Below are 23,899 nucleotides of genomic sequence, written 5' to 3'. Positions count from 1 at the left end.
TATAAGATTATTAAGTTAAAAAATAGGGGGAACTCCCCCCTATTTTGCTATTTGTTAAAACAACTGTTTCCAGTTCTGTTGTGCAGTTTGTTCCAAAGATTTCAACCATGCATCTGATTGTTCTTCCTGACGGAGTAGAATCAGATCCTCATCTTCGTCTTTTGGTAAGATGCTCAACTCTAACTGAGTTGAAAGCAATGGAATTGAACAAGCCCACTGTGCTTTCACCGTCAAAGGAATCGATGCGATATGGTTCACCCATGTCGATACAAAACCGTTGACCAATCGCCAAGGGTTGATGCACGCTTGTCCATCCAACATTTTCACTGCAATCGTCTTGAGACTACTCGCACTATGCTGGTTACTCTGTTCGATTGCCGTGGCTCTTACTTGAATTGCCATATCTTGATTACGGCTACTTGCAAAGCGTAACTGCGCCCAATCCCATGTACTAATATCAATCCACTGCTGAGTTGAATTAATCGTGATGTAGTTTGTTCCATCTGTCACAATCGTACCTTGACTAAAGCCTGTCAATTCTAATTTCATTCGCTCCGAACCATCGAGATCATTACTACGTGCTGCAATGATTGGTAAATACGTGGTCTGACCGACAACAGCATAGACTTGGCTCGCAGTTGAAGTATAGGTTTCAACTAAACGAATATCGTTGATAAAGGCACTACGACCACTCAGATTTCCTTCAAGCTGCAAACGGATAGTTCGGTCACATCCATTACCCGCAAAGCTAATTTGATAGTCCTGCCAGTTCAATGCGGTTTGTCCACTCGCTGCGTCAAACACAGCGATCTGTTGTCCGTCGACATATACCCCGACACGCCCCATATTTGCAGTTTGGCTTAACAAGCCTGCCATATTAAAGCTTAAGGTATAAGTCGTCCCGTTGACCGTATTTATCTGACGTTCAATCGCGGTTTGCTGATACAGCGTATCCTTGCCATCATTCAAACGAATCCATGCATTTGAACCTGTGCCTTGTAGGCTTATATTTTGATTCGCAGCATTCTTCATTTGATCGCCAGAGTGCCATACTTCAAAAGCATCGAGTTTAAGTAACTGGTCTTTTTGAGTCGTCCAACCATCTAAACTCCAGCCATACACCACTGACGGGTTTTTATTGAGAATGGCATTATAAACACCTCCCCATTCAGTATGGAAAATCTCACGACTCGTTAAAGAATTTTGCGATTGATGTGTTTCTAAACTTGGCGCATCTGCAACAGCTTCGATATATACCGTTAACTCATGAATCGCTGAAGCAACACTTGCATTAGATTTTTCAATACTGCTTGCCACCACTTGTAACTTCAGTTCACCACTAAAGTCTTTAGGTGGTGTGAACTGTAGTGTGTTGAGATTCCAAGTGCTGATGTCAGCAACCGTATGCTGATCTGTCACCACAAACTGGTGTGAACCATCAGTTAACTTACTGCCTAATGGCATGCCTGCAAGCGCAAGTTTAAGCTGTTCTGAACCATCTTTGTCCTGCAACTGAGCCGATATACTAGACAGTTGCATTGCTAAATCTTCTTTGCCTCGATTCAGTGGCTTATTGGTCGAAAGTACAATGTTATCAATCATCGCACCTCGTCCACTTAAATGTGTCAATGGTGCATCAATACGAATTTGGATATTTTGCAGTTTACCCGTACCCACAAAACTAAATTGGATATTTTGCCAATTCAGCTGATCATTCGGACTGGTATTGGCATAAGTCGCAATACGTTTACCATCAACATAAATACCAATTTGGGTAAAGCATTCGCTAAAGCCTAAACGCCCTGCATAATCGAAACTGAGATTATAACTACGCCCGAATTCAGTTTGTACATTACGCGCAATCCCCAAGGTTTGAGCTTGGAACAAGCCTGCATCATTGAGCTCTAACCAGTTATTACCATTACCAGCTTTTGCTTGAACTGTTTTAAGCTGGCCATAGGCATTCTCCATGCGGTCGCCATTGCCCCAGATTTCAAAACCATCTGTACCAAACAGGTTGCAATCCAATCCTTTAAGTAATGTCCAACCCTCAAACATATTCTGTTCGATCAGGGTTGAAGTCAGGTCTGGGTTTGCTGCGGTTTCCCAACTGGTCTGGAACAGAATTTCTTGATTAGTAGTCGAACCAATATTTAGAATCGGTTGATCTGCAACAGCCTCAATTTCAATATTCAACCAGGTCATCGCACTATAAAGCCGTCCATCAAAAGCTTTATAACCAACTTGTGCATAAATTGCTTTTTGATTACCAATACCTGCTATTGCACGATCACTGGCCTCATTCAAACTTGGCACAAAACGAATATGCCCAGCATTAAAATCGGCTTGATTGAAACGTGTGCCTACACTCACTAACTCCCACTGGTCATGGATAAACTGTTGTAATAAACCAGTTTGAGGGAGAGCGCTAATTTCTATGCTTAAGACATCGCCATCTGTATCGAGCACAGCAAAATCAGACCATTTTAAAATCAGGACTTGATCTTCTAAACCTTGAACAGTTTGAGCGTTTGCAGTTGGGGCATCATTTACAGAGTTAACCGTAATAGCAACCACAACCGTCTGAGATTTAAGCTCACCATCCGTTACATAGTAACTAAAGCTGTCTGCACCAAAGTAGTTGGCATTCGGTACATATTGATATTGTCCATTTGCTAATGGTTTCAACTGACCATTGAGAGGTTGTGAAACTAGTACAGGCGTTAAGACATCATGCTCCACATCTTGAGCTGTTGAAAGAAGATCTATCGTTACCGCACTATCTTCATTCGTCACTATCTGTTGTGCAAACAATGTCGGTGCATCATTTACTGCATTTACAGTAATCGATACGATTACAACCTGCGAGTTTAGCGCATGATCAGTCACATAATAACTAAAGCTATCCGTACCGTAATAATTTGCATGTGGCACATATTGATAACGTCCATCCGTCAATCGTACCAGTTGTCCATGGACAGGTTCCGTCACAATTACGGCATTTAATTCATCGCCTTCTATATCCTGTGCTGTCGCCAGTAAATCAATGAAGACCGCTGTATCTTCGTCTGTGATCAGCATTTGTGCTTGTAGCATCGGAGCATCATTCACAGCTTTGATATGAATCGTCACGCTAACCGCTTGTGAATCCAGTTTTCCATCTGTGACATAGTAGCTAAAGCTGTCTGTACCAAAGTAATTGGCATTTGGTACGTATTGATAACGCCCATCCGCCAATTGTTCTAAACGTCCATATAGCGGCTGTAGCGTTATATGCGCGCCAAGCACATCACCATCTGCATCATAAGCACTTGCCAATGGATCAAAGATCACCGCTTGATCTTCATCGATCTCTATATCTTGTGTATTTAATACAGGTGCCGTATTTGATGCCAAAACATGAATACTAAAGGTATAAGGTTGGGAAGAATCTGTACCATCGTTGAGTACAACTGTAAATGTATCATCACCAACAAAATCCTTATCAACCAAATAGACATAATGACCTGTCACAGCATCGTAGCTAATTGTGCCGTATTGTGGCTGTTGAGTGATTTGCACTGTAACTGGATTGCTTTCGACATCTTTAACGTAGCTATCAAAATCTAAGACCAGTGGTTCACCTGCAATAATTTCCCAATTTGGTTGTTGGCTAAAAATCGGTGCATCATTTACTGGGTTGATATCAAATTGTACAGTCGCAACTTTAGACTGCTGCCCATCGACAGTGACAAAGTAGTAGCTAAATTGATCCACACCAAAATAGTTGGCATGCGGTACATAGCTAAATTCACCATTGGCAAGCAAGACCAGCTCACCATGTTGCGGTGCAGTCACGAGTACCACGTTTTCAATTGATTTACCAATCAGTAAGTCATTATCCAACACATTGCCCGTGAGGATTGTATCTTCATCAAACTGGTAGTGATCATTCATTGCCAATGCTTCAGCAACTAAACGGATATTGCTAAGCGTGACTGAACTATCTGCTGCCCCAAAACCAAGTAAATCAAAAGATAATAGAACTTCTCTGCCAACTAAAGCTTGGTCAAGGTTGATAAAGAATGTTTGGCTACCATCACTGTTGATAACTCGCTCAATTCCTTGTGCCAAATAGTTTTGACCATTGGCTTGCAGGTTAAAGAGTGCATCTGATTGACTCAGGTCATTCACTTTAAATAGTGCTTCACCTGTTTTTGCATCGAGCAGCGCAACCTCAAATGCATCATCTGGACTATTGTTATAGTCTGTTAGATGCTGATCTTTTACCGTAAATGTAAGGACTCGATCTTGTGCCCCAAGTTTAAAGGCTTGGGATAAGCTACTATGCTGCTGTTTTGTCTCATTTAAAGTAATTTCATCCTGATTTTGCAGTATTTCGCCCAATACCTTCCAACCAGATAATCCTGTATTGGCATTTTGGAACATCTCTTGAATATGTAGATTCTGAGCATTCCATATAGGGGCCGTTTTTGGGTTAACATGCAAAGTACCAACAACAAAATAATGTATAGAACCATCATTTTCTTGAGGATTGGTTGCTACTCGTGGTTGCCAGCCTTGTAAATTTTGTTGAGTTGGTAATAAACGTATTCCTTGTTGTATAAATCCACCCATCAAATCTTGACTAATAAATGTATCAGTCAAACCTATCGTATGCCCCAATTCATGGATAAGTACAGTGAGTAAATCAATCTGTGTAGATAAACCACTTCCTTTGGCAATTCCATAGCTTAATATTGAGTTCATGGTGAATTCATTATGTTCAAATGGAGTTTCATCGATAAACCAGCCATAACCCGCTGCATTTGGTGATAAAACGATATGATTGCCATTTTCCACATAAGCAATAGTGCCGCCAATATTAATGTTTTGAACACTCAAACTAATATGTTCAAATAACTGAGCATCAACACCTAAATTAATCCAGTATTGCTGCGCTGCTTCGAGCAGCCGTTGTATTGATAAATGATCAACCTGATATTGCTGTTCAATTTCTGTAGCTACATCAACTTGCATGGCTTGAGTTTGACTCTTATCACGCTTCACTGAGCCATCTGCAAACTGCGTATAGTTGGTGCTGTTTACAATATAATATTTATCGTAGGCTTTGGCCGTTTTGATATTCTGTTCAGCATTATCAGAAGAACCTGTTTTTTCATAATAACGTAAATAGAGTTCCAGAGTTTGGTTAACACCAACTGAACCACTATTTGCCTGTACATTACCTTGTTTTTTGAGATAATAGCCTCCATCCGTACCTAGAGTAAGGATGTCCAAACCTTGTTCATCTTGTATTCTTTGAAGCAATTCAATTAATTTATCATTAAATATACGAATTACAATTTCCTCATTCGAATTATCTTGCTTTAAGATATCTCTATAGAGGTATTTTTGGTTAGGTTGGTATCCAATTGCCTTCTTAATCTCATTATAAAGATTGTCTGAAAGCTCAGTATCTAGGCTATTTACTCCATCCTTTATGGCATCGTGCATATACTGTTGTAAGGAAGATTTTGCCTCAACAATTTGCAGTACCATATTTTCAAAATCGAAATAGAGACCATCGAAATAACCGCGAACTGCTTGTGTATAAGTTGTTCCCGTTTTAGGATCTATAAACTCATACTCTTTTGCTTCATAAATATCTTTGCCTTTCGCATCTATTCCTTTCTTAACATAAAGCTGGTAATTGACCTGCCCAAAATACTCATTATCAGAAATATTATGCGTATTTTCTATGTGATTTTTTACAGCTTCCTCATGTATATTACCCATCCATTTGGATTCACCATAAGGAGAAGTTTCATCATTTTCATAACGATGTAATATTGGACCATCATCAAAACTTACTTTGAGCATCTCAGCAAGTAATTCATCACTGGCTCGCTTAGCCGTTTCATGCTCATCATAGTATTTATCAGTTAATATCATTTTCAAAGCAGCAGCATTTGACTTTAACTTTGCAGCTTTCATATATAATTGACTGATTTCAGTTATTTCATGCTGAAGCACAGAAGCAAATAAGGTCTTATTTTTTAAAGCATTTAAATTCAGATCAATTTCAATAGTGTCTCCCCACATTGCATCAAATGCAACTTTATTATCTTCAGATCTCACGTTAATGGTAAAACCTGCCATAACTTTATCTTTGTTTTCTAAGGCACCTGAATCATAAGTATAGTAATAATCTTTACTCTTTAACTCCTTTTGTAAAATATAATGATTATACAAATAAGTTAAATCTCGAGTATTGATCTGGATAGTTTTCCATTTCGCTTTCGACGAGGTCAATATATTACTTTCTACAACTAATCCATCATTTTCAGTATCAGTCGGACTCATAGGTAAATATAATTCTATCGCAATTTGAGCATAACCTTTCTTAGCACTATTGTTCTGTCCCGTTTGTGACAGAGTTACAACTTTAGCTTCGATCAGATTACTCCAACCAGCAAATAGTATCTTTTCATCAATCAACTCTTGTACATATTTTTTCAGTAATTCTTGCTGCTTAGCTGAGTTATAACTAATCCCATCTTGCTGTTGTGATAATACCTCTTTGAAAATTTCATAAGTTTCATCTGTTAAAACAGAAGTACCGCCAACAAAATAAGAATCTGTTTTCTTACGTTTTTGCTCCTTATCATCCTTCGAACCACTTGATGTACCTGAACCAGGATTACTAATACTACTAGACTGTGAAATGATTGAAGAAACAGACGCAACAGCCGCTGCTGCAGTTACTTGTTTGATTGTCTTAGAGTTCTTCGCAATAGTATCTCTAATTGCAGTGGCTACACTTTTTTGTGTCTTCGTAATTTGGCTTTGCTCTTTAATCACCTTAGAAACATTTTTTCCTGCGGCTTTTGCTGCTGTATTTGCTAAATTTTTTGACTGTTGCAAACTTTGCTTAAGTAATTTAGGTACAACCTCTTTTGTCATTTGGACAGCAGTTCGAAGCGTACCCCTCACAACAGTAGTCACTACAGCAGCTTCTGCCTTAGATGCCATATATACTGTGTTTGGTGGTACACCTTTAACTAAACTCACAATAAGAACCAATATTTGCCCAGCCCCTTTTAATGACATCGCATTATCGGTTATCTGGATTTCAACATCTTCGCCATTTAACAAGTTAGTTAAATTTTCTAATGTTATTGATCCATTTAAAGCCTCGATCAGAATCGTAGGTGTTGGCATAGTAATATTTAGCTGATCCAACATCCATTTCATATCTTTATTGAGTAAATGCTCACCTAAAATAGAAAGTCTAAGTGTAATTTCTATTTCTTGAATGGACATATTAATCAGTTGGCTAAACACACCAAATAACTCAGTATTAGTTGAAGACAGTGCAAAGTCTCCAGTTTGTGTATCAGCAAATGTCGATAAGAATAGCTTCTTCGCAACATCCACTTTTTCTAATTCTGGTGTCGAAGAGCCATATAAAATCTTAACTAGTTCTGCTTGAATCATAGATGAAATATATAGATTTTTAGCATATTCTCTAACTAAAGAGTTTCCAGCCACACCCATTGATTTAATATCCAGTTGACTATAATCCCCTGAATCCGTTGTAGGTGGTGTAGATTCTGGTGGTAATTCAGTCTCTGGTTCTGATAATAGGTAGCCATCTAAATCAAATATAGACTTATGCTCGTGTGAATAACTTTGTATTGTTTTCACTGCATTATTAAAAATATTCTGCCCAACCAAGTCATCATATCTAGATGGTAATGCAGCATTAATTGGTTTTTGAGTACCAACTTTCCCAGAATCAATAAATTTATCAGCTGAGTCTAGTATATCTTTGATACCCCAAACAAAAATACTTCTAAACATTCTTGAATAATAACCATCATCAGGACCACCCATCTCATCCATCCAAACACTGGCTTGTAATAAACCATCATCTGTAACAGTTAATGTTTCAATTGTTGCCCCAATTATTGGTATAGTTGAACCAATAAACGTAGGCTCACCATAATATCCAAATGGGTCTTGAATAACACCAATCTTACCCCCTATTCTCTTATTAACTCCCCACATACCATCTTCAGTCACAGATGCATCATTAAACCAAAAGTTGTAGTCAGCAACTAAGGCATAAAGCATATTATTATAATTAACTAAGACTACATCTGAAGAGTTCTGAATTTCCTGCCTATTCGTCCTTGCCATAGGATTATAGTCTGCATAAGTATAAGTTGGTCTTAACTTAATTTGTTTATGTGTAGATGTCTGTGTAAAGTTACCTTTATTATCTAAACCAACTTTAATTGTACTAACCCCACGATTTAGATCTCTCAAGCTAGTCATTATAAATTCGCCAGCATATAAACCTTCAGAAATACGCATAGGACGTTGCCCAATATTCCCTAAATCACTAGCATTAATAACATCTACAACATTATTATCAGTAAATTCACCTTGGTAGTTTATCTTATTTAAATCAATAATATATACATCGCCTACCGGATCTCTCGTCCAATAAACAGCCCCACCAATCCCACCTAATACTCCACGACTAGAAACTGAGGCAATTACGGCTAAATAACGTCCATGGCTAATCGCCATATCTCCAAAACCAGTTACAGCAGAACTAGCAATATCTAAAGTCTGCTGTACAGAAAGAAATTCAGTTGATAATTCATCGGCATTAATACGAATAAGAGGTGATGGACCGTAGCTACTTACATATAACCACCCATCATTGTATAAGAGTGCTGAAATATACTCCCCAGAGCTCTTTACTTCTATTGTGTCTATGATTTTATATGAAACCATATCCAAAACATAAACTGAATGTCTACCTGCAATAAATGCTAATGTTCCAGATTCATTGTAAGCAATTGGATCTGTTTTATTAGTTGGTAAATATAAAAATAATGCATTACCTTTTTCATCTACATTGACTACTCGCTTAATACCAAAATCCGTAGTTTGTTTCCCTTGCTCAGTAATAATAATATCTTGATTACTAAGTGCTATTGAAACTTTTGGTGGGGAAACTTGTAAGCTAATAAAATCTGAATACTCAGAGTAATTACTAGCTATACGGACTCCATTATCATTATAGGTATATAGTTTTTTCTCAAGATAAATATTGTGTAGACCAAGAGCAATACCATCATCCAATACTATAGAGTACGTGTTTCCTCCTTTCCAATTAGCCTTATAGGATTTCCATATAAGTCCATGCTCAGCTTTATCTTTTGGTTGGCTTAGTTGGTCTCCTTGAGGTACTAGCCAAATATTCAAATCGAATGTACTCGATATATTTTGAACATCAACTGTTAATTCATTCGTATTTGAATTGAATGAATATCCAGTAATTCTAGGCTCTTCTACATTAGTATTTTTTGGAACATCAATTTTTGCTGTAGTTATTCCACCATCATCTTTATTAACCAAAACTTCTTTACTATAACTACCAGCAAGCGTATAAGTTACGACAGAAAAGCTATTATATAATGTGAAAACAGAATCTATTGCTAAACTTAATAGCCCACCACTTCCTATACTCATTACAGCATTAGCCATCATACTATATAAGAAAGAATAATCTGTGGTTGACTGAACAATCGTCATTGCCCCAGTTTTCTTATCAACATTTTTTACACCAGTCGTAACTACGACCATTCCTGAAACTGAAACTCCTCCAAATGGTGGACTGGCTGTACGAGCGACTCCATTGGCATCAACATATCCATTATCAAGTAACCACCATGTTTCTTGTTCGATACCTTTTTCATCAATAAATGTACCTTTTCTCCAAAATAATACTTCTGTACCTTCCGCCAATTGCTCAACATTGCCTGTTTTAGGGTCAGTATAAATTTCGCCCACATTAATAGCTAATTGTAGTGGTTTAGTTGCCGTCTGACCTGATAAATCAATTTCAAAAGCAGCTAATCCTGCAAGAAAGTCCTTTGCTGGTAGAGGTAAACTAATACTATTTAAAGCAATTGTTTCAATAGATACTTTTGTCCCTTCAGGTAATGAATCTGATGCCACCATTAAAATATTGCCAGAGGTATCTGATGTAATGCCACCCTCTTTATTTGACACATTAATCGGACCAATTTGTTCTTTTTGTACATTTAGCAGAATATCTGTTTGCATGTTCTGATAAATAATCGTGACTTTCGTCATGCCAATTTTTTTCGGAATCAGTAAACCATCGACACTTATTTCAGCAATACTGCTATCACTAAGATAATATTTAATTCCCGATATCGCTTGAGAAATATATTTGCCATCTAAATCATGTACTTTAATTTGTCGAGTTGCTGAAAGAGGTAAGTTAATCGCTCTAGGATAAACATCGACCTCAAACCCATCCTCATCACGATAAGGAGTATATGGTTTAGTATCAACAGAGATAACATTCACCCCTTCAATACCACGAGCAGATACATGAATTGTTGCGATACCAGCTTTCTTGGTCGTGATATTACCTTGCGCATCTACAATGAGCACATTCGGGTTATCACTGACAAACTGCAAATAATCAGCCGTTAAGATAACGCCACTTTCATCTTCAAAGTCACCTTTGACTTGTAAGGTTGCACCATTACCCAACGCCAATGCCGCCAAACGTTCGACATGAATTAAAACTAACTTGGCATCACTCACATAGATTTTCAGTTCAATTGGCTGACCTTTGCTATAACCATCATCTGCTTGTAGCGTTACTGTCGCATAACCTGAGAAGCCTGCTTCTGGTTTAAAGCTAAGATTCTTACCATTTGGTGAAAGTTGAGCAATACCATGTGTATTACCTAAAATATTCCAATAAACCGTATCACCCTCACGATCAACTGCAATCTGCTCCAATGCACCGCTCACCGATAAATCTGTATGCGTTTTTAAAGCTTGTTTGCCCTGTTCGACCACATTGACTGGGGCTTGGTTTGATTTCCAACCATAGTTGGCATAGAGAACTTGTAAATCGGTATTATTGACAACGCCATCACCATTTAAATCAAATTGCTGTTGTCCTGCTTGTGCTTGTTGCCACAACGCACTATCTAAGCCATCGACATAGCCATCACGATTTAAATCACCTACTGTAGATAAACGAACCGCAACTGAACCTGTTCCTTTTACAGCCAACTGCTTAAAGCCTGCCGAAGTGATTCGAACCAAGGTAATGGTACGATCACCATGTCGCTGTTGCGACACAATGTTTGTATCTGCAACACCAATGTCTTGAACATTACCTTGTGTTTCTATTGCCACTAACACAGCACCAGTAGCACCCATTGCTTTAATGGTAGATGCCAATTCTGACTCACGAATCGCAAAGTCAAAATACTGTGTTTGACTGGTCAACTCACCCTGCCATTGCGGTAAAGATTGATTTTGGTTGAGCCAATCTACACTTGCGCCCAAATAAGCTGTGGCTTTTTCCAGACGGACTTCACCTGTAGATGAGTAACTATAGCGTTGAACCACTTCACCTGTAATCAGGTTACGCACCAATTCCAGCTGATTCGATTGATTGTATTTATAGACTAAGCTGATCGCCTTCGCTTGCGCATCTAGACCAATCACTTGGCTGACACGCCCTTGGCTGTCACGTTTAAACTCAATACTTTGTGAGCTTTGACCACCGACCAATACGATATTGTTTTGGCTCACCAACCATTGCTCACCATTGGTGAATGTGACAGACAATACTTTGCCAGTTTGATCCAGTACATAGCGCGTACCATTTGGCGCAGTTAAGCTGAAATAGCTTGGTGCCCATGCGAGTCCTGTCGTTTCGTTATATAAGCTTTGTCCTTGTTGAACAAGCGTATCTGTATGTAAGTCAAATGCTGTATGTGCGGTTAAACGCCAGCCTTGGTCATTACTAAATTGTGGGGTGAGTTGACGAATACCAGTACTTGCCCCATTTACATATTGGGTCTGTAAATTCAAGTTAAAGCTTAGATATTGCGTTTGTATTGCATGGGCACCTGTCATTGCCTGAGGAATTTGCAGCCAGACTTTTGCTCCAGTTTGCCATGCTGCAACGCCGCCCACACTATTGGTCAACCGTTGATTATGTGTCAACTGAGTATCAAATAATGCACTGCTCCAGTTAGAGAAATCACCCTGTACGTCTGTTGTAATTGAACGAACTAAATCAAGTGTTTGTGACCCAAGCTGTAACGTTGCATCCACATGACTGGCTTGATTCAATTGTTTTGCACTGCTGCTAATTTCAATATTGGCATAAAGCTCTTCAACACGACCAACGAGGTCCCACGCTGTCAAACGTAACTGATAGACGCCATTCGCAAATAATGCCGGATTTAAAGCAAAAATATTAAGGTTTTGATTAGTTTGTACTGCTTTAAGTGCAATCTCTTGTAGGCTCTGCCATTGTAATGTCCCAGTGCTGTTACGCGCTATTTCTAGCTTATAGCCCATCAACTGCTGTTCTTTGATAAACGCCATCAGCTCAGTCGTGCTTTCAATCACAATCGGTGCTGTAGTGATTGCAGCACCACTCAGCTGGCCTTGCCATGTTAAAACAGGCGCGACGTTATCCGATGGATCTTTGACTCGGATTGTTTCAGTTCGTTGCTGACTAAATCCATCAATATCAATAGTTGTCGCCCGAATTTCAATCAATCCTGGTTGCTGTCCAGTCAGTTTAATACGACCGGTCGAATCTAAAGTGACTGCCTGCCATAGATCCGTACCTAATGCACTACCACGTACTTCAATCACAGTATTCGCAATGGCACTGAAGCTATCTGCTCTTACCGTTGCTGTCACAATTTGTCCTGCAACAACAGGAATGGCTGGTGTCGTTTCGATATGTAGGTCAGGTTGATAAGCTTTTTGCTCTGCAACAACATTGAAGGTTATTGCTTGGCGGACCGTATCATAACCATCTGAAATACGTGCATAGAATACAAATTTTCCAACTTGACCCGCACTTGGTGTCCATGACAAACGCCCTGAAGTCGCATCGTAGTAAGCACCTTGCGGTAACTGTTCAAAACTGACCGTAAGCGCTTGAGTTTGTACTGTACCATCTACATCTGAAACATAGATATTACGTTTGTCGCTTAGGCTATTTTGAGCAGCTTTCAGCACATCTAATTGGAACGCTTGGCCGACCAATAGTGTTCGATTACTGCTCTGAATGGTAGGTGCTTTATTAATATCCAATACACGGACTTGAACCGTTTTAAGTACTGAAAGCTGACCATCGCTCACCATAAAAGTAAGATCAAACGCTTTCTGATCGCTTAAAGCATTATTTACCGTGTCTTGTACAGGTGTCCATTCAACATAGCCTGTGGTTGCATCGACATAGATGCCCGCTGGTGTATTCGCATCATGTACTAACTGATAACGTAACGCATCATTATCGCCATCTTGGGCCAATAAATTAAATGAAAGGGTTTCACCTTCATATACCAGTTGTAATGGTACGCTGGTAAATACAGGCTGTTGATTCACATTGGCAACTTGGATTTGAATATTACGATTGAGCTGCGCACTCCCATCCGTCACGCGAACACTAAAGTTATATTGACCTAATTGCGTTGTCCCTAAACTGCTTTGTGCAGCAAACATGGATGGCAACCACTTAAATACAAGCTGGCTTTGACCATTCCCTAGTGCTTGCGTTGTAACATTGACCCCTCGAGGTAAGGCACTAAAGGACCAATACAATTGATCTAAGTCTGCATCCTTGACCGTCATCGTCCATGTCAACTGCTGACCTTCTTGGGCCTTCAGAATAATTTGATCAGCTTGCTGTTCTACGCTACCACCTTGTTGTACCTGAACATCAAGTAACTCCGGTGCAAGATTGTTTGCACGCACGACAATACGAATATCCTGTGCTACTACATTCGGTACAGCAACAAAGCCTTCAGGCACGGCATAGCCTAAATCTTTAGGTGGTAAGCCCTGATCAGAAACTTGGACACTTAAATCATATTGGCCAATTTGGCTCGCAGTTGGAGTCCAAACAATTTCAGCATAACCATAAGTGGTACTTTGCAGAAGTTGAGCACCTGCAGGTAGACCCTGCACGATATAATTCAAGGTATCTTGATCTAAATCAATTACTGCGACTGGAATACGAATTTGTTGCCCAACCACGGCGACATTTCGTGTCGGCACACTGAGGCTAGGTGCTTCGCTGTAACTTCTTACCGTCACAACAAAACTCTTACGCTCAATCTGAACTTGATTGATATCACCATCGCCATTGTCTTTTGCGGTTACGGTAATAGTGTAATCACCACGATGACCGGCTTGAGGTGCAAAACGAATCACCCCTTTAACATGACTACCAGACTGGACTTGGGTATAGGTTGCAAAGTTTGGTAAGCCTTCAATTTGTAATTCAATTGGATTACCGTCTTTATCCGTTGCAGAGACAGGAATCTCAATGACAGCACCTTTATCCACAATTACACTTTCAAGTGCAGCGATCTCTGGAGTACGGTTTGCATTGAGCACATTAATGCTAAAGGTACGCTCTGTCGACAGTGCTTGACCTGTTCCATTGCCATCATCTGTCGCAATGACCTTCACCTTATAAATACCCGCCTGTTGATAGGTCGGATTCCAGTAAATTTCCAAGGTTTCAGGATCAAATGTCGCACCTTCAGGTAAACCTGTCACTTGATATGTGACCGAGGCAGGCACATCAGACATCTGAACAGCCTGGCTTTGAGGGTGTGATTTAAACGCGGGTTCAAAGCCTGGGTTATCTGGGTCAAATGCAAAAACACTTAAACGGAGACTTGCCCCCTCCAATACCGTCCATGTCGAGCTAGATTCGAACTGTGGCGCAGCATTGGCATTGTTTACCACCAATGTAAGTGTTTGAGTTGCAACAGTCCGTACAGGAATGCCCCCATTAGTTGGGGTATAAGTTGCCACTAAACGAATTGGGATCTCATAGTTACCCGCCTGAGCATAACCTGGGGTCCATTCTAACCATCCGGTTTCTTTGTTCAGAATAGCACCACTTGGTAACCACTCAGCACTATAGCTTAGTTTGATTTCCTGTCCAGAATACTGCATCAGCCCATGAGGTAGATTACCTGCCAGTTGTAAACTAAAACGTTCACCTTCACGTAATTGCTGTGCAGCCACAGGCAAGAGCACAGGTTTTTCATATCCTTGCTTGACCGTAATATTAAACTGGTAACGACTTTCATGCTTGGCATCTGAAACGATCAACTCAACATTTTCATAATAACCCGCTTGGTCAAACGCAGGTGTCCATGTCAACTTCCCAGTTGCAACGTCGAATTCAGCACCCGCTGGTAAATTACGTACCGTCATGCTCAAACGATCGCTGTCTTCATCCGTAGCTAACAATTGTTGGCTCAGGCTTTGACCTTCTGTTAAAACAATATCTCTGATTGCAGCAATAACAGGGACATGATTTGCCCCATCAACCTGAAGCTTGAGACGTTTAAGCGCAACGCCCCCTCGACTGTCGACAACTTTCAATAAGATCTCACTATCCACTCGATCTTGAGTTGTTGCTGTCCAACGAAGTTGCGCATGTGCTTGATACCCTTGATCAGAAGGTTGCCCTGTTGTGGTTGCATCAATACTGACACCTTGAGGTGCTTCAACAATGCTCCAATAGAACTGATTACCATCTTGATCAATCGCGGTTAAATCTAAAGTCCAGCTTTCATTCACTTTAGCCTTAAGCTTCGTCTCATCAAAGTGAACCACTGGCGGTTGATTATCATAAGGAAGTGCATAAATCTGATGTGCTAAATCAAATTTTAATAAACGTGCAGCATCTTTAGACACGGTTAAGTCTTCTGCTTTCACCACAGAGACCGTGATACCGGTTAAACTTTCACCAGCTTTTAAACTGCCGCCATGTGCTTGTAAATAACCACTAATATCCAATAACCACAATTCACTCTGTAGTCCTTGGCCTTGTGTTGCCGAAACAATGCCACCATTAAAGTAGTGACCCGGATCAAGCAACAATAATAATGGGCCTTGGATACTATCCTGACCAATATTGGTTAGTTTCACATCATAACTGACCGTACCATTGAGACGATCGGCACGCGTTTTTTCAAATTCAATGTGAACAAATGCGCTGTAATCGGTAACTGTCGTAAATGCTGCGGTATAGACACCCTCAAGACGAGTCTGTTTCGCACTTTGTAGGTTCGATGAGACCTCAAGTCGCCATTGACCTGCTGCAATATTTGGTAAAGTCAATGTCACGCTGTTGGTTGCTTTATCCCATTGCACTGATTCAGGCAGCAGAACTTGATTGATATTTTTACCCATTCCGACAATACGATAGTTCGCTGGATTCAATACACTCGCAACATCTGTACTATCATTTCCATTGTTGCCCAACCACATCGCCTGATCAAAGCTTAAAGTTGCATGACTCAACGGAAGAGGTAAATATGCTCCATCCTGAATTGAGCTGGCAATCACCGTTGGTGCTTTAATCAGTGCAATCTCGTCAATACGATTGGTTTGTGCCACCAAAATTCGCTGATCATGAGTGATAATAATGGACTCGCCGCGTGAACCACCTTGCGCCAGTTGAATAGCCTGACGTTTGGCTAAGCTGATCATCCAAACAGCAGCATTGTCTTGCTTGAGCAGTGATTTACTACTACTGATGAATTGTTGACTGTTATTGGCAGAAGCAAATAATAAGCCTTCAAATGCGGTGCCCTTTTGTCCAAACACCAAACTATCAATTAAACCATTGAGCGTGTATTCAATCTCAGCCCGCCCTTTAGTTTTACCTGTCAGCGGTAGACTCATGATATCGGTCTTACCAATATGAGAAAGAATATTCGAGCTTGTCCAACGTACAGCCCATAAGCGGCCATCTGGTGCAAAACTTAAATCAGAGACCAAGGCATTAGAGAAGTGCGTCCATTGCTGTCCTACTGGTGCATGAAGATCAAAAATCTCAATCCCATTTCCAGATGAAACATAGAGTCGATCTGTTTCTGGCTCAACAGCTAAAGCATGGGTTAATGGCTCATTCGCAGGACCTTTAATACGCTCAATAATCTGACCAGTCGAGTAATCCAGTAACCAAAGCTCTTGGCCCGTCAACACCCATAATTGCCCTTTTGAATCGATCGCCATATCCATAATCGGCTGATCAAAGGTATAAAGTGGTTTTTGTTGTGTGCCGCCGTCTGTTGCATAAATAAAGAGTTGATTACGATATTGACCTGCACTCACGAGGATGCGGTGGTCTGGCAGTTCAACCATTGCCATTGCACCGACCTCACCCTGACTCGCATTGAAACCACTCGCAAAAGCGTTGAGACTAAACGGCGATAAAATTGAGTTTAAATCGGTATTTTGATTTTTATCAATTTGACCCGTTAAACCTTTTTGCGCTTCGACAAAAATAGCGTTGTTTAAATAACTTCGATCTGGCGTAGCTTGAGGGATTTGTGTTGTTTGTTGCAGAGATTCATTGCTGCCCATTTCTGTCAATAATTGCTGTCTAGAACCATCATCCGGTAAAACTGAATTGGTTACTTTAGCGACCTCTTGATTTCCAGCAATATCCGTTGCCACTGCCAAGAATTCATATTGAACACCCGCCTTTCCAATAAACAGCAACTCACCTTTTGCTTGCACCAGTTGCTTTTGCCAGATTTTGAAATCACCACCATTTTCAGCAATATAAAGGGTGACATGTTTGATGCCACTGCTATCGTCTTGCGCAGACCACTGTACTTGGTAATGAACTTGGCTTGCATCTGTACTTTGCTGTGAAACAACTTGTAGCGTTGTTACTGGGCGTTGATTATCTAAAACATATAATGCGGTTTGGCTATCCACTGGCGGGGTATTATTGAGGTAAATGCGCGCCTTTGTCTCAATCTCTTCATTCGACTTCGCGGTTTCAATCGATTGAATGGTATACCCAACAAAACCTTTACTATTTCCATCCAATTTTAATAAACGGTGTAAGTTTTGAGTTGAAAGCTCGCCTGTATTTGGATCAATGGCTTGAATCAACCAAGTAACAACGCGATTTTCTGCATCAATACCTGCACTCACACGCAAGATAAAACCAAGACTGCCAGTGAAATCAAAATCACTGCTAAAACTGCTCCGATTTTCTGGAACATGAATATTGATATCCCCAATCTTCATATCCGTTAAACGAAGTGTATATGGGTCCAGTTGCTCATCAATTGCTGTCACTAAACGAATTTGATGCAATGATTGTTCAGCTGTATTCTGGAAGCTGATCTTGAATGGTAATGCAGTTTCACTCGGAACATAGCTTTTACCATCGGTATGCGGCATCACGGTTGGGCCTTGTACATGTACAGCATCCGTATTTACAGCCGCCATTTGCTGAAGATATTGCGTTAAGGCAAGTGCCTGCGCCCCAATAGGGTTAAAGTCTTCATCCAACAACCCTAAATGGCGTAAATATTCCAGTTGTGATTTACCACCTGCAAAAATATTAAAATTAATGAAGTGTTTATTATTTTCACTATTTAAAATCAGATCTTCAGGCTTAATATTCTTAGGTACTGGACTTAATACAAAACCACCATCTTCACTTGTACGTGTTTCATAATACTCAATTTGAGCTTTAAGCGCCGCAGGATCCCCCGCCCATTTCGAGGTATCACCATACCATTTTTGCATTTGCTCAAAGAATGACAAGACACTTGCTTTGGTTTGATAATTTTCGCCCGCTTTGGCCAACAGAATACCTGTTGCTAAGTTTGCGGTGAGGCTAAGAACCTGAACGCTCTCTCGAATTGCGGGTGCCTGATTTTCAGGACGTAATAATCCCCCTTCTTCTAAGGCGGCAAGCCAACCTTGCACCCATTGTGTTTCATCCGCAGCCAATGCTTTCAGACTCACATTGGCAGACGTGTCTTTTAAAATCGCATTACGCATTTTTAATGCATGTTTGATTTGATCCTGAATAAATTCAGCACGTGTAATTGGTGTGGCAGCAGCGGCAATATTAAAGCGGAAATCTAGGGCTAAAAGCTCATTTTTGGTTAAACGCTCTTCTGGATCCAAGAAGCGAGTCGCTAAACCAGCTGCAATTTTATTGAGATCATAGACCCCATTGTTCAGCAAACCTTGTGTTTTCCAATCAGGATGGATCATATAGAGTTGTTCACGCAACCCTTCAAAATCCATATTGATCCATTCTTTCAGACCCGGATAGGTTTTGATATTGAAAGTAAAGCCAGTGAACCCTGAAGCATTGACATCAAAAGCATAGCCGGGTGCTAGGTTAATACCTGAGGTATTTAATGTGCCGTCTAAATTCGCCCAAGCAATTTGATTCAGTTTATTTTTATCGGTTGGTGTGGTGCCATATTGTTGGGTATTCGCCTGATCACCAAGGATCACACCCGAAGGTTGACCACCAACATTTGAACCAAAAATAATGAAAGGCAGATTTAAACCTTCAATTAATGATTCATTATAGCCCATCTCCACCGCACCAATATCCAAACGAACATATGGTGTATCGACGTTGGTGAGACTTTGCAGAGAAACACTATAATTACCCGTTTCACCTGGGGCAATTTGACTCGCGCCACCTAAGCCAATGGTCACATCAGGCTCAATGGCACGCTCTACCAAGTAACGATATGGCTCTACAATTCGATCACCATTCGGATTCGTCACCACAATATCATACAAGCCATGCGGGACTTGACGAAGATCAAATACAGCTCGGATATGTGTAGCATCAAGTACTTGCCAACGCTCTGGTTCTATTTCAAATACACCTGGACGGCTCAGCTTAACTAAAGCACCAGCCGAGAACTGCGCCCCATAAATATCCATCGTGACCCAGCGATAATCATTCGTCCCTGTTCCACCTTGATCTGGTGTGACTTTCGTAATCGATAAAGGTAGGGTTTCTGCAATAATTTTTGCTGGTGTATTTTTAGCAGAATTGCTTGATTTCACTAGAATATAATAAGTACCCGCTTTCGTCGTCGGTACCAATAATTCTTGGTCAGGCGAATTGGCTAAAGTATAGGCATAATCATATTGCCCCGTACTCGGTACGCCTTCATAACGAATGTATATTTCATTCGAGCCACTAAGCGCACTCGAATCTAAACGTACACGTAAAGTTTCACCTAAACTAACATCAAGTTTATAGAGATACTGATCACCACTGCTGAGTGTCAAATCTGTATTGGTATTGAGTAATAGTTTAGGTACCGTCACCGTAAATGTTGAGGCTGAAGCAGCTTCATTATTTGCTTCTGCTGGTGCAATATTTAAACCTGTTTCAGTATAAACAATGCTCCCCTCATACACTTCATTATAAATATCTGGACGGACAACAATATACCATTGGCCATCTTGAACCGTCGGTAATAGCGCTTCAATGAAACCTGTATATTGTTGCTGCGCTGCTAATCCACCTTGATGAGTGAAGCGCCCCAATAAAATATCCTGATTATCCCAAGTATTATTTCGAGATAGATAAACGGCATCAGACCACTGACCATGTGCTTGATAATCTGCGACATTTTTAACGATATACTCAACTCGAATCTTCTCACCCGTTTTCGTTTGCGCTGGCAATACAATATCGCTGACTTGTAAATCAACAGGGTCAGGTTGAATAATGAGTAATGGCTGTTCAGCTGCAAGGGTGTTATTGAGATCATTTTCAAACTCTAAAACACTACCTGTTGCTCCATCACGATAATAGGCAGGATCTGTCACCACAAAGACATAATATGTCCCGCTCATCTCAGTTGAAATCTGGGCTTGAATTGAGGCCGAGTACTCAGCATTTGCCGCTAAGCCGCCACTATGATTCACAAAGCCTAAAAGTTTATCTTTATTTAAATCAAGTACTCGGTCAGTAGACAAATAAATTAAGTCTGTCCACGAACCTTGATCTGATGGCGTTTTTCCACCAAGATTTTTTACGATATATGAGATATCGACTTTTTGACCTGAAATCACACTAGTTGGGCTAGTTACAGCACTTACTTGTAAATCTGGTGGGCTAACAAAGTTGATTGTTAGAGCAATCGATTTTTCGTTATTACCTTCATCTTTAAATTCTAAAACAGTTCCTTGATCTAACCCATTTGGTTTTTTGATGGTGTCTAGATTTTTACGGATACTAGATGTACGATCATTTGAAGTTTTACCAGCATTGAAATAATTGGTATCTGTTTTAATAATTAAATTAAAATGGCCACCAATTGCAGCAGGGACGGTAAATGTTGCTGATCTGGTATAGGTTTCCCCAACTTTCAGAACATCGTCTAAAGCCACCAACCTCACTTTACCTGCTATTTCGGTATATTCACCACGATCTATAACCGGATAGTCAGAGGCATCCAGGGTATTGTCAATAGATAAATAAACCCCATCATACCAACTCTTCACTCGTGTATCGCGTGTCCCCGTATTTTTAACAGTCCACGTCACCGTAACCGTTTCACCTGAATTCGGATTGGAGTTGGAAATTTGGACATCTTGAATAACTAAATCAGGCTCTCGATACACCACATTAAATGAGGTCGAAATAACATTATTTTGTATTAGGTTATTTTCAAATACGGCTTTTTGGTAAGCTTCCAAAACATATTGATTATCTCCGCCATTGAGGGCATCCAAAGGAATAAATGGCTTACCACCAAGACTTAAAGCTGCATCACTGAACACATAAATATAGTATTGTCCATCATAGCCAGCAGGAATGCTGAATTGGCCTGTCGTGGTGTAGCTTGCCCCTGATTTTAATCCTTGTGCATTGGAATGTTCCACAGAACCAATCAGTGTCGAATACTCTGGACGATATTCTGGATATGCACTAATAACAATATAATCCATCCATGAGCGTGTACCTGTCCAAACATCTGCCCCTTTATTTTCGACAGTCCAAGAAACATTGACCGTCTCACCAGAAAATACTTGTGGATCAACAATAACTTGTGTCGCAACTAAATCAGATGCTAAGGCCGTCACACGTGAAGCCACCGCAGCAGTATTGTTTTCTTGAACTTTCTCTAGTTTGACCTTGTCATTTATATCTTTCAGTTGCTTACTATTGGTTTGAACAACTAACTGTAAACCTGTCACTGATGGAGCCAATAAAGGAATGACCTGCTCTACAGTATAGGTTTCGTTGTAACCTAACTTTCTAGTTTGATTAAAAACACCGAGTTTCCAACGAATAGTGGCTTTAGAGAGATCTGCATTATCAGCTAACCAAACTTCATCGGTCCAAGTGCCTTCAAACTCATCGGCACGGTTCTTCACTGTATAGCTAAATTGATAACTTCCCCCAGCAACAGCCTGAACTGGCGCTTGAATATCAACCACAGTAAAGTCTGGTGGTGAGAAACCTAAAATATCAATTGCTCTTGCTTTATAGTTGTTATTATCAACCTGTGTTGGATCATCCAAATTAATATTGGTTGCAAGCGTATCTTCTAAAATAGCATCATAGGTATCACTCCAGACCGTAATATAATACTTACCGGAATACGTCCCTTCAGGTATTGTGACCGTTATTTGCCCTAAATAGTCTTCTCCAACCTCAAGTAACCCGGTATGACGGATATCACCTAATTTTTTATCCCCTTTAGAAGGATCTGGTTGGCGCTTATCAACCGTCAACCAAACGCTATCGATCCAGCTATTGATACTACTTTGATCACCCTGCGTCTTGGCAGAACCTTTATTGCTTACCTTATAATCAACCGTAATTTTACTACCATGACTCGCTTGGTCTGGTGCAATCACATCGCTGGTCACAATATCGGCAAAAGGTGTCGGCTCGACATAGAGCTTTTGTACCCGAATATTATTATTTTCATTCGGATATTCATCGATGCTGTTGCCAGAATCAGATACGACGATAATATAAACATCACCGCGATAACGTAATGGTACGGTAAATTCATCTGTAATGGTGGTGTAGCTTTGAGTTGGGGCTAATGCTGATCCGCTATCATAACGCCCAATCAACATATCATCAGAACTCAACTTACCATCAAGAGATAAGTAAACAGAGTCCTTCCATTGACTACTGGTGACCAATGGTCCCATATTGCTAACCGTAAATTTGACACTGCCTTTGCCACCAGCAATGATTTTTTCTGGTGCCTCTATCTTCGTAACTCGTAGATCTGGACGAGGATTTAAATCCACACGTAAAATATCATCAGAAATTAAACGATTATTTAAACGTGCAGCTGCATGTTCATAAATTTGACTGTTCGTGTTTTTACCTAAATCAGCATTGGTCACAACCTCTAAACGCCATGCCCCCTCTAAACGCGAAGGTAGTCCTACTTTTTCTGTTCGAGTATAGGTTTTGCCGATTTCTAAGCCTTGTATATAACTATAATTTCCTAAATAGATTGGAGATTTACTACCATCTAAAGAAATTAACCGAACACTATCAATCCAGCTGCCTGTCGCATTTTTACCCGATTGGTTACGGACACTCCAACTAAACTCAACTTCCGTCCCCTCATATGCAGTTTCTGGAAGTGTAATATTTTCTACAATCAGATCAGGATATTCTGCCAGTTGGACTTGGGTCGTTAAGCCTAACTTCTGATTATTCTCACCATATATAAACTCAAATACACTATTCCCTGTATTTGTACTCATATTTATATAGTAAGTACCAGACAGTCCATTTGGCAGGGTAATTGCCAAAGAATGTTCATAACTTTGGTTCGCAGCTAAGTAGCCCAAATGTTGAATTGAACCCAGCTCCCAGAGTTGCCCTTTGCCATCAGCCTGACTGCTTAACCAAATACGGTCAACCCAAGTATCCTTATCTGTAATGCCAATCCCTTGATTGGAAACAGACCATTTTACCGTGGTTGTTGAACCACTGATTAATTGCTGAGTA

General features: G+C 40.2%; 1 protein-coding gene (only partly in view). It reads right to left on the bottom strand.

Annotated elements, in window-relative coordinates:
- Positions 1 to 54: 54 nt before the first annotated feature.
- A protein-coding gene (locus A7P54_RS10020) for an Ig-like domain-containing protein (RefSeq protein ID WP_171549466.1) crosses the window boundary here: on the bottom strand, positions 55 to 23,899 show its 3' portion. Its footprint extends 14,270 nt past the window's final position; only the last 23,845 of its 38,115 coding nucleotides appear in the window; the start codon falls outside the window, past its right edge; the stop codon is at positions 55 to 57.

It is taken from the genome of Acinetobacter sp. Ac_3412 (assembly GCF_013072675.1).
Classification (GTDB): domain Bacteria; phylum Pseudomonadota; class Gammaproteobacteria; order Pseudomonadales; family Moraxellaceae; genus Acinetobacter; species Acinetobacter higginsii.
This window is presented reverse-complemented; position numbering and strand designations above follow the sequence as displayed.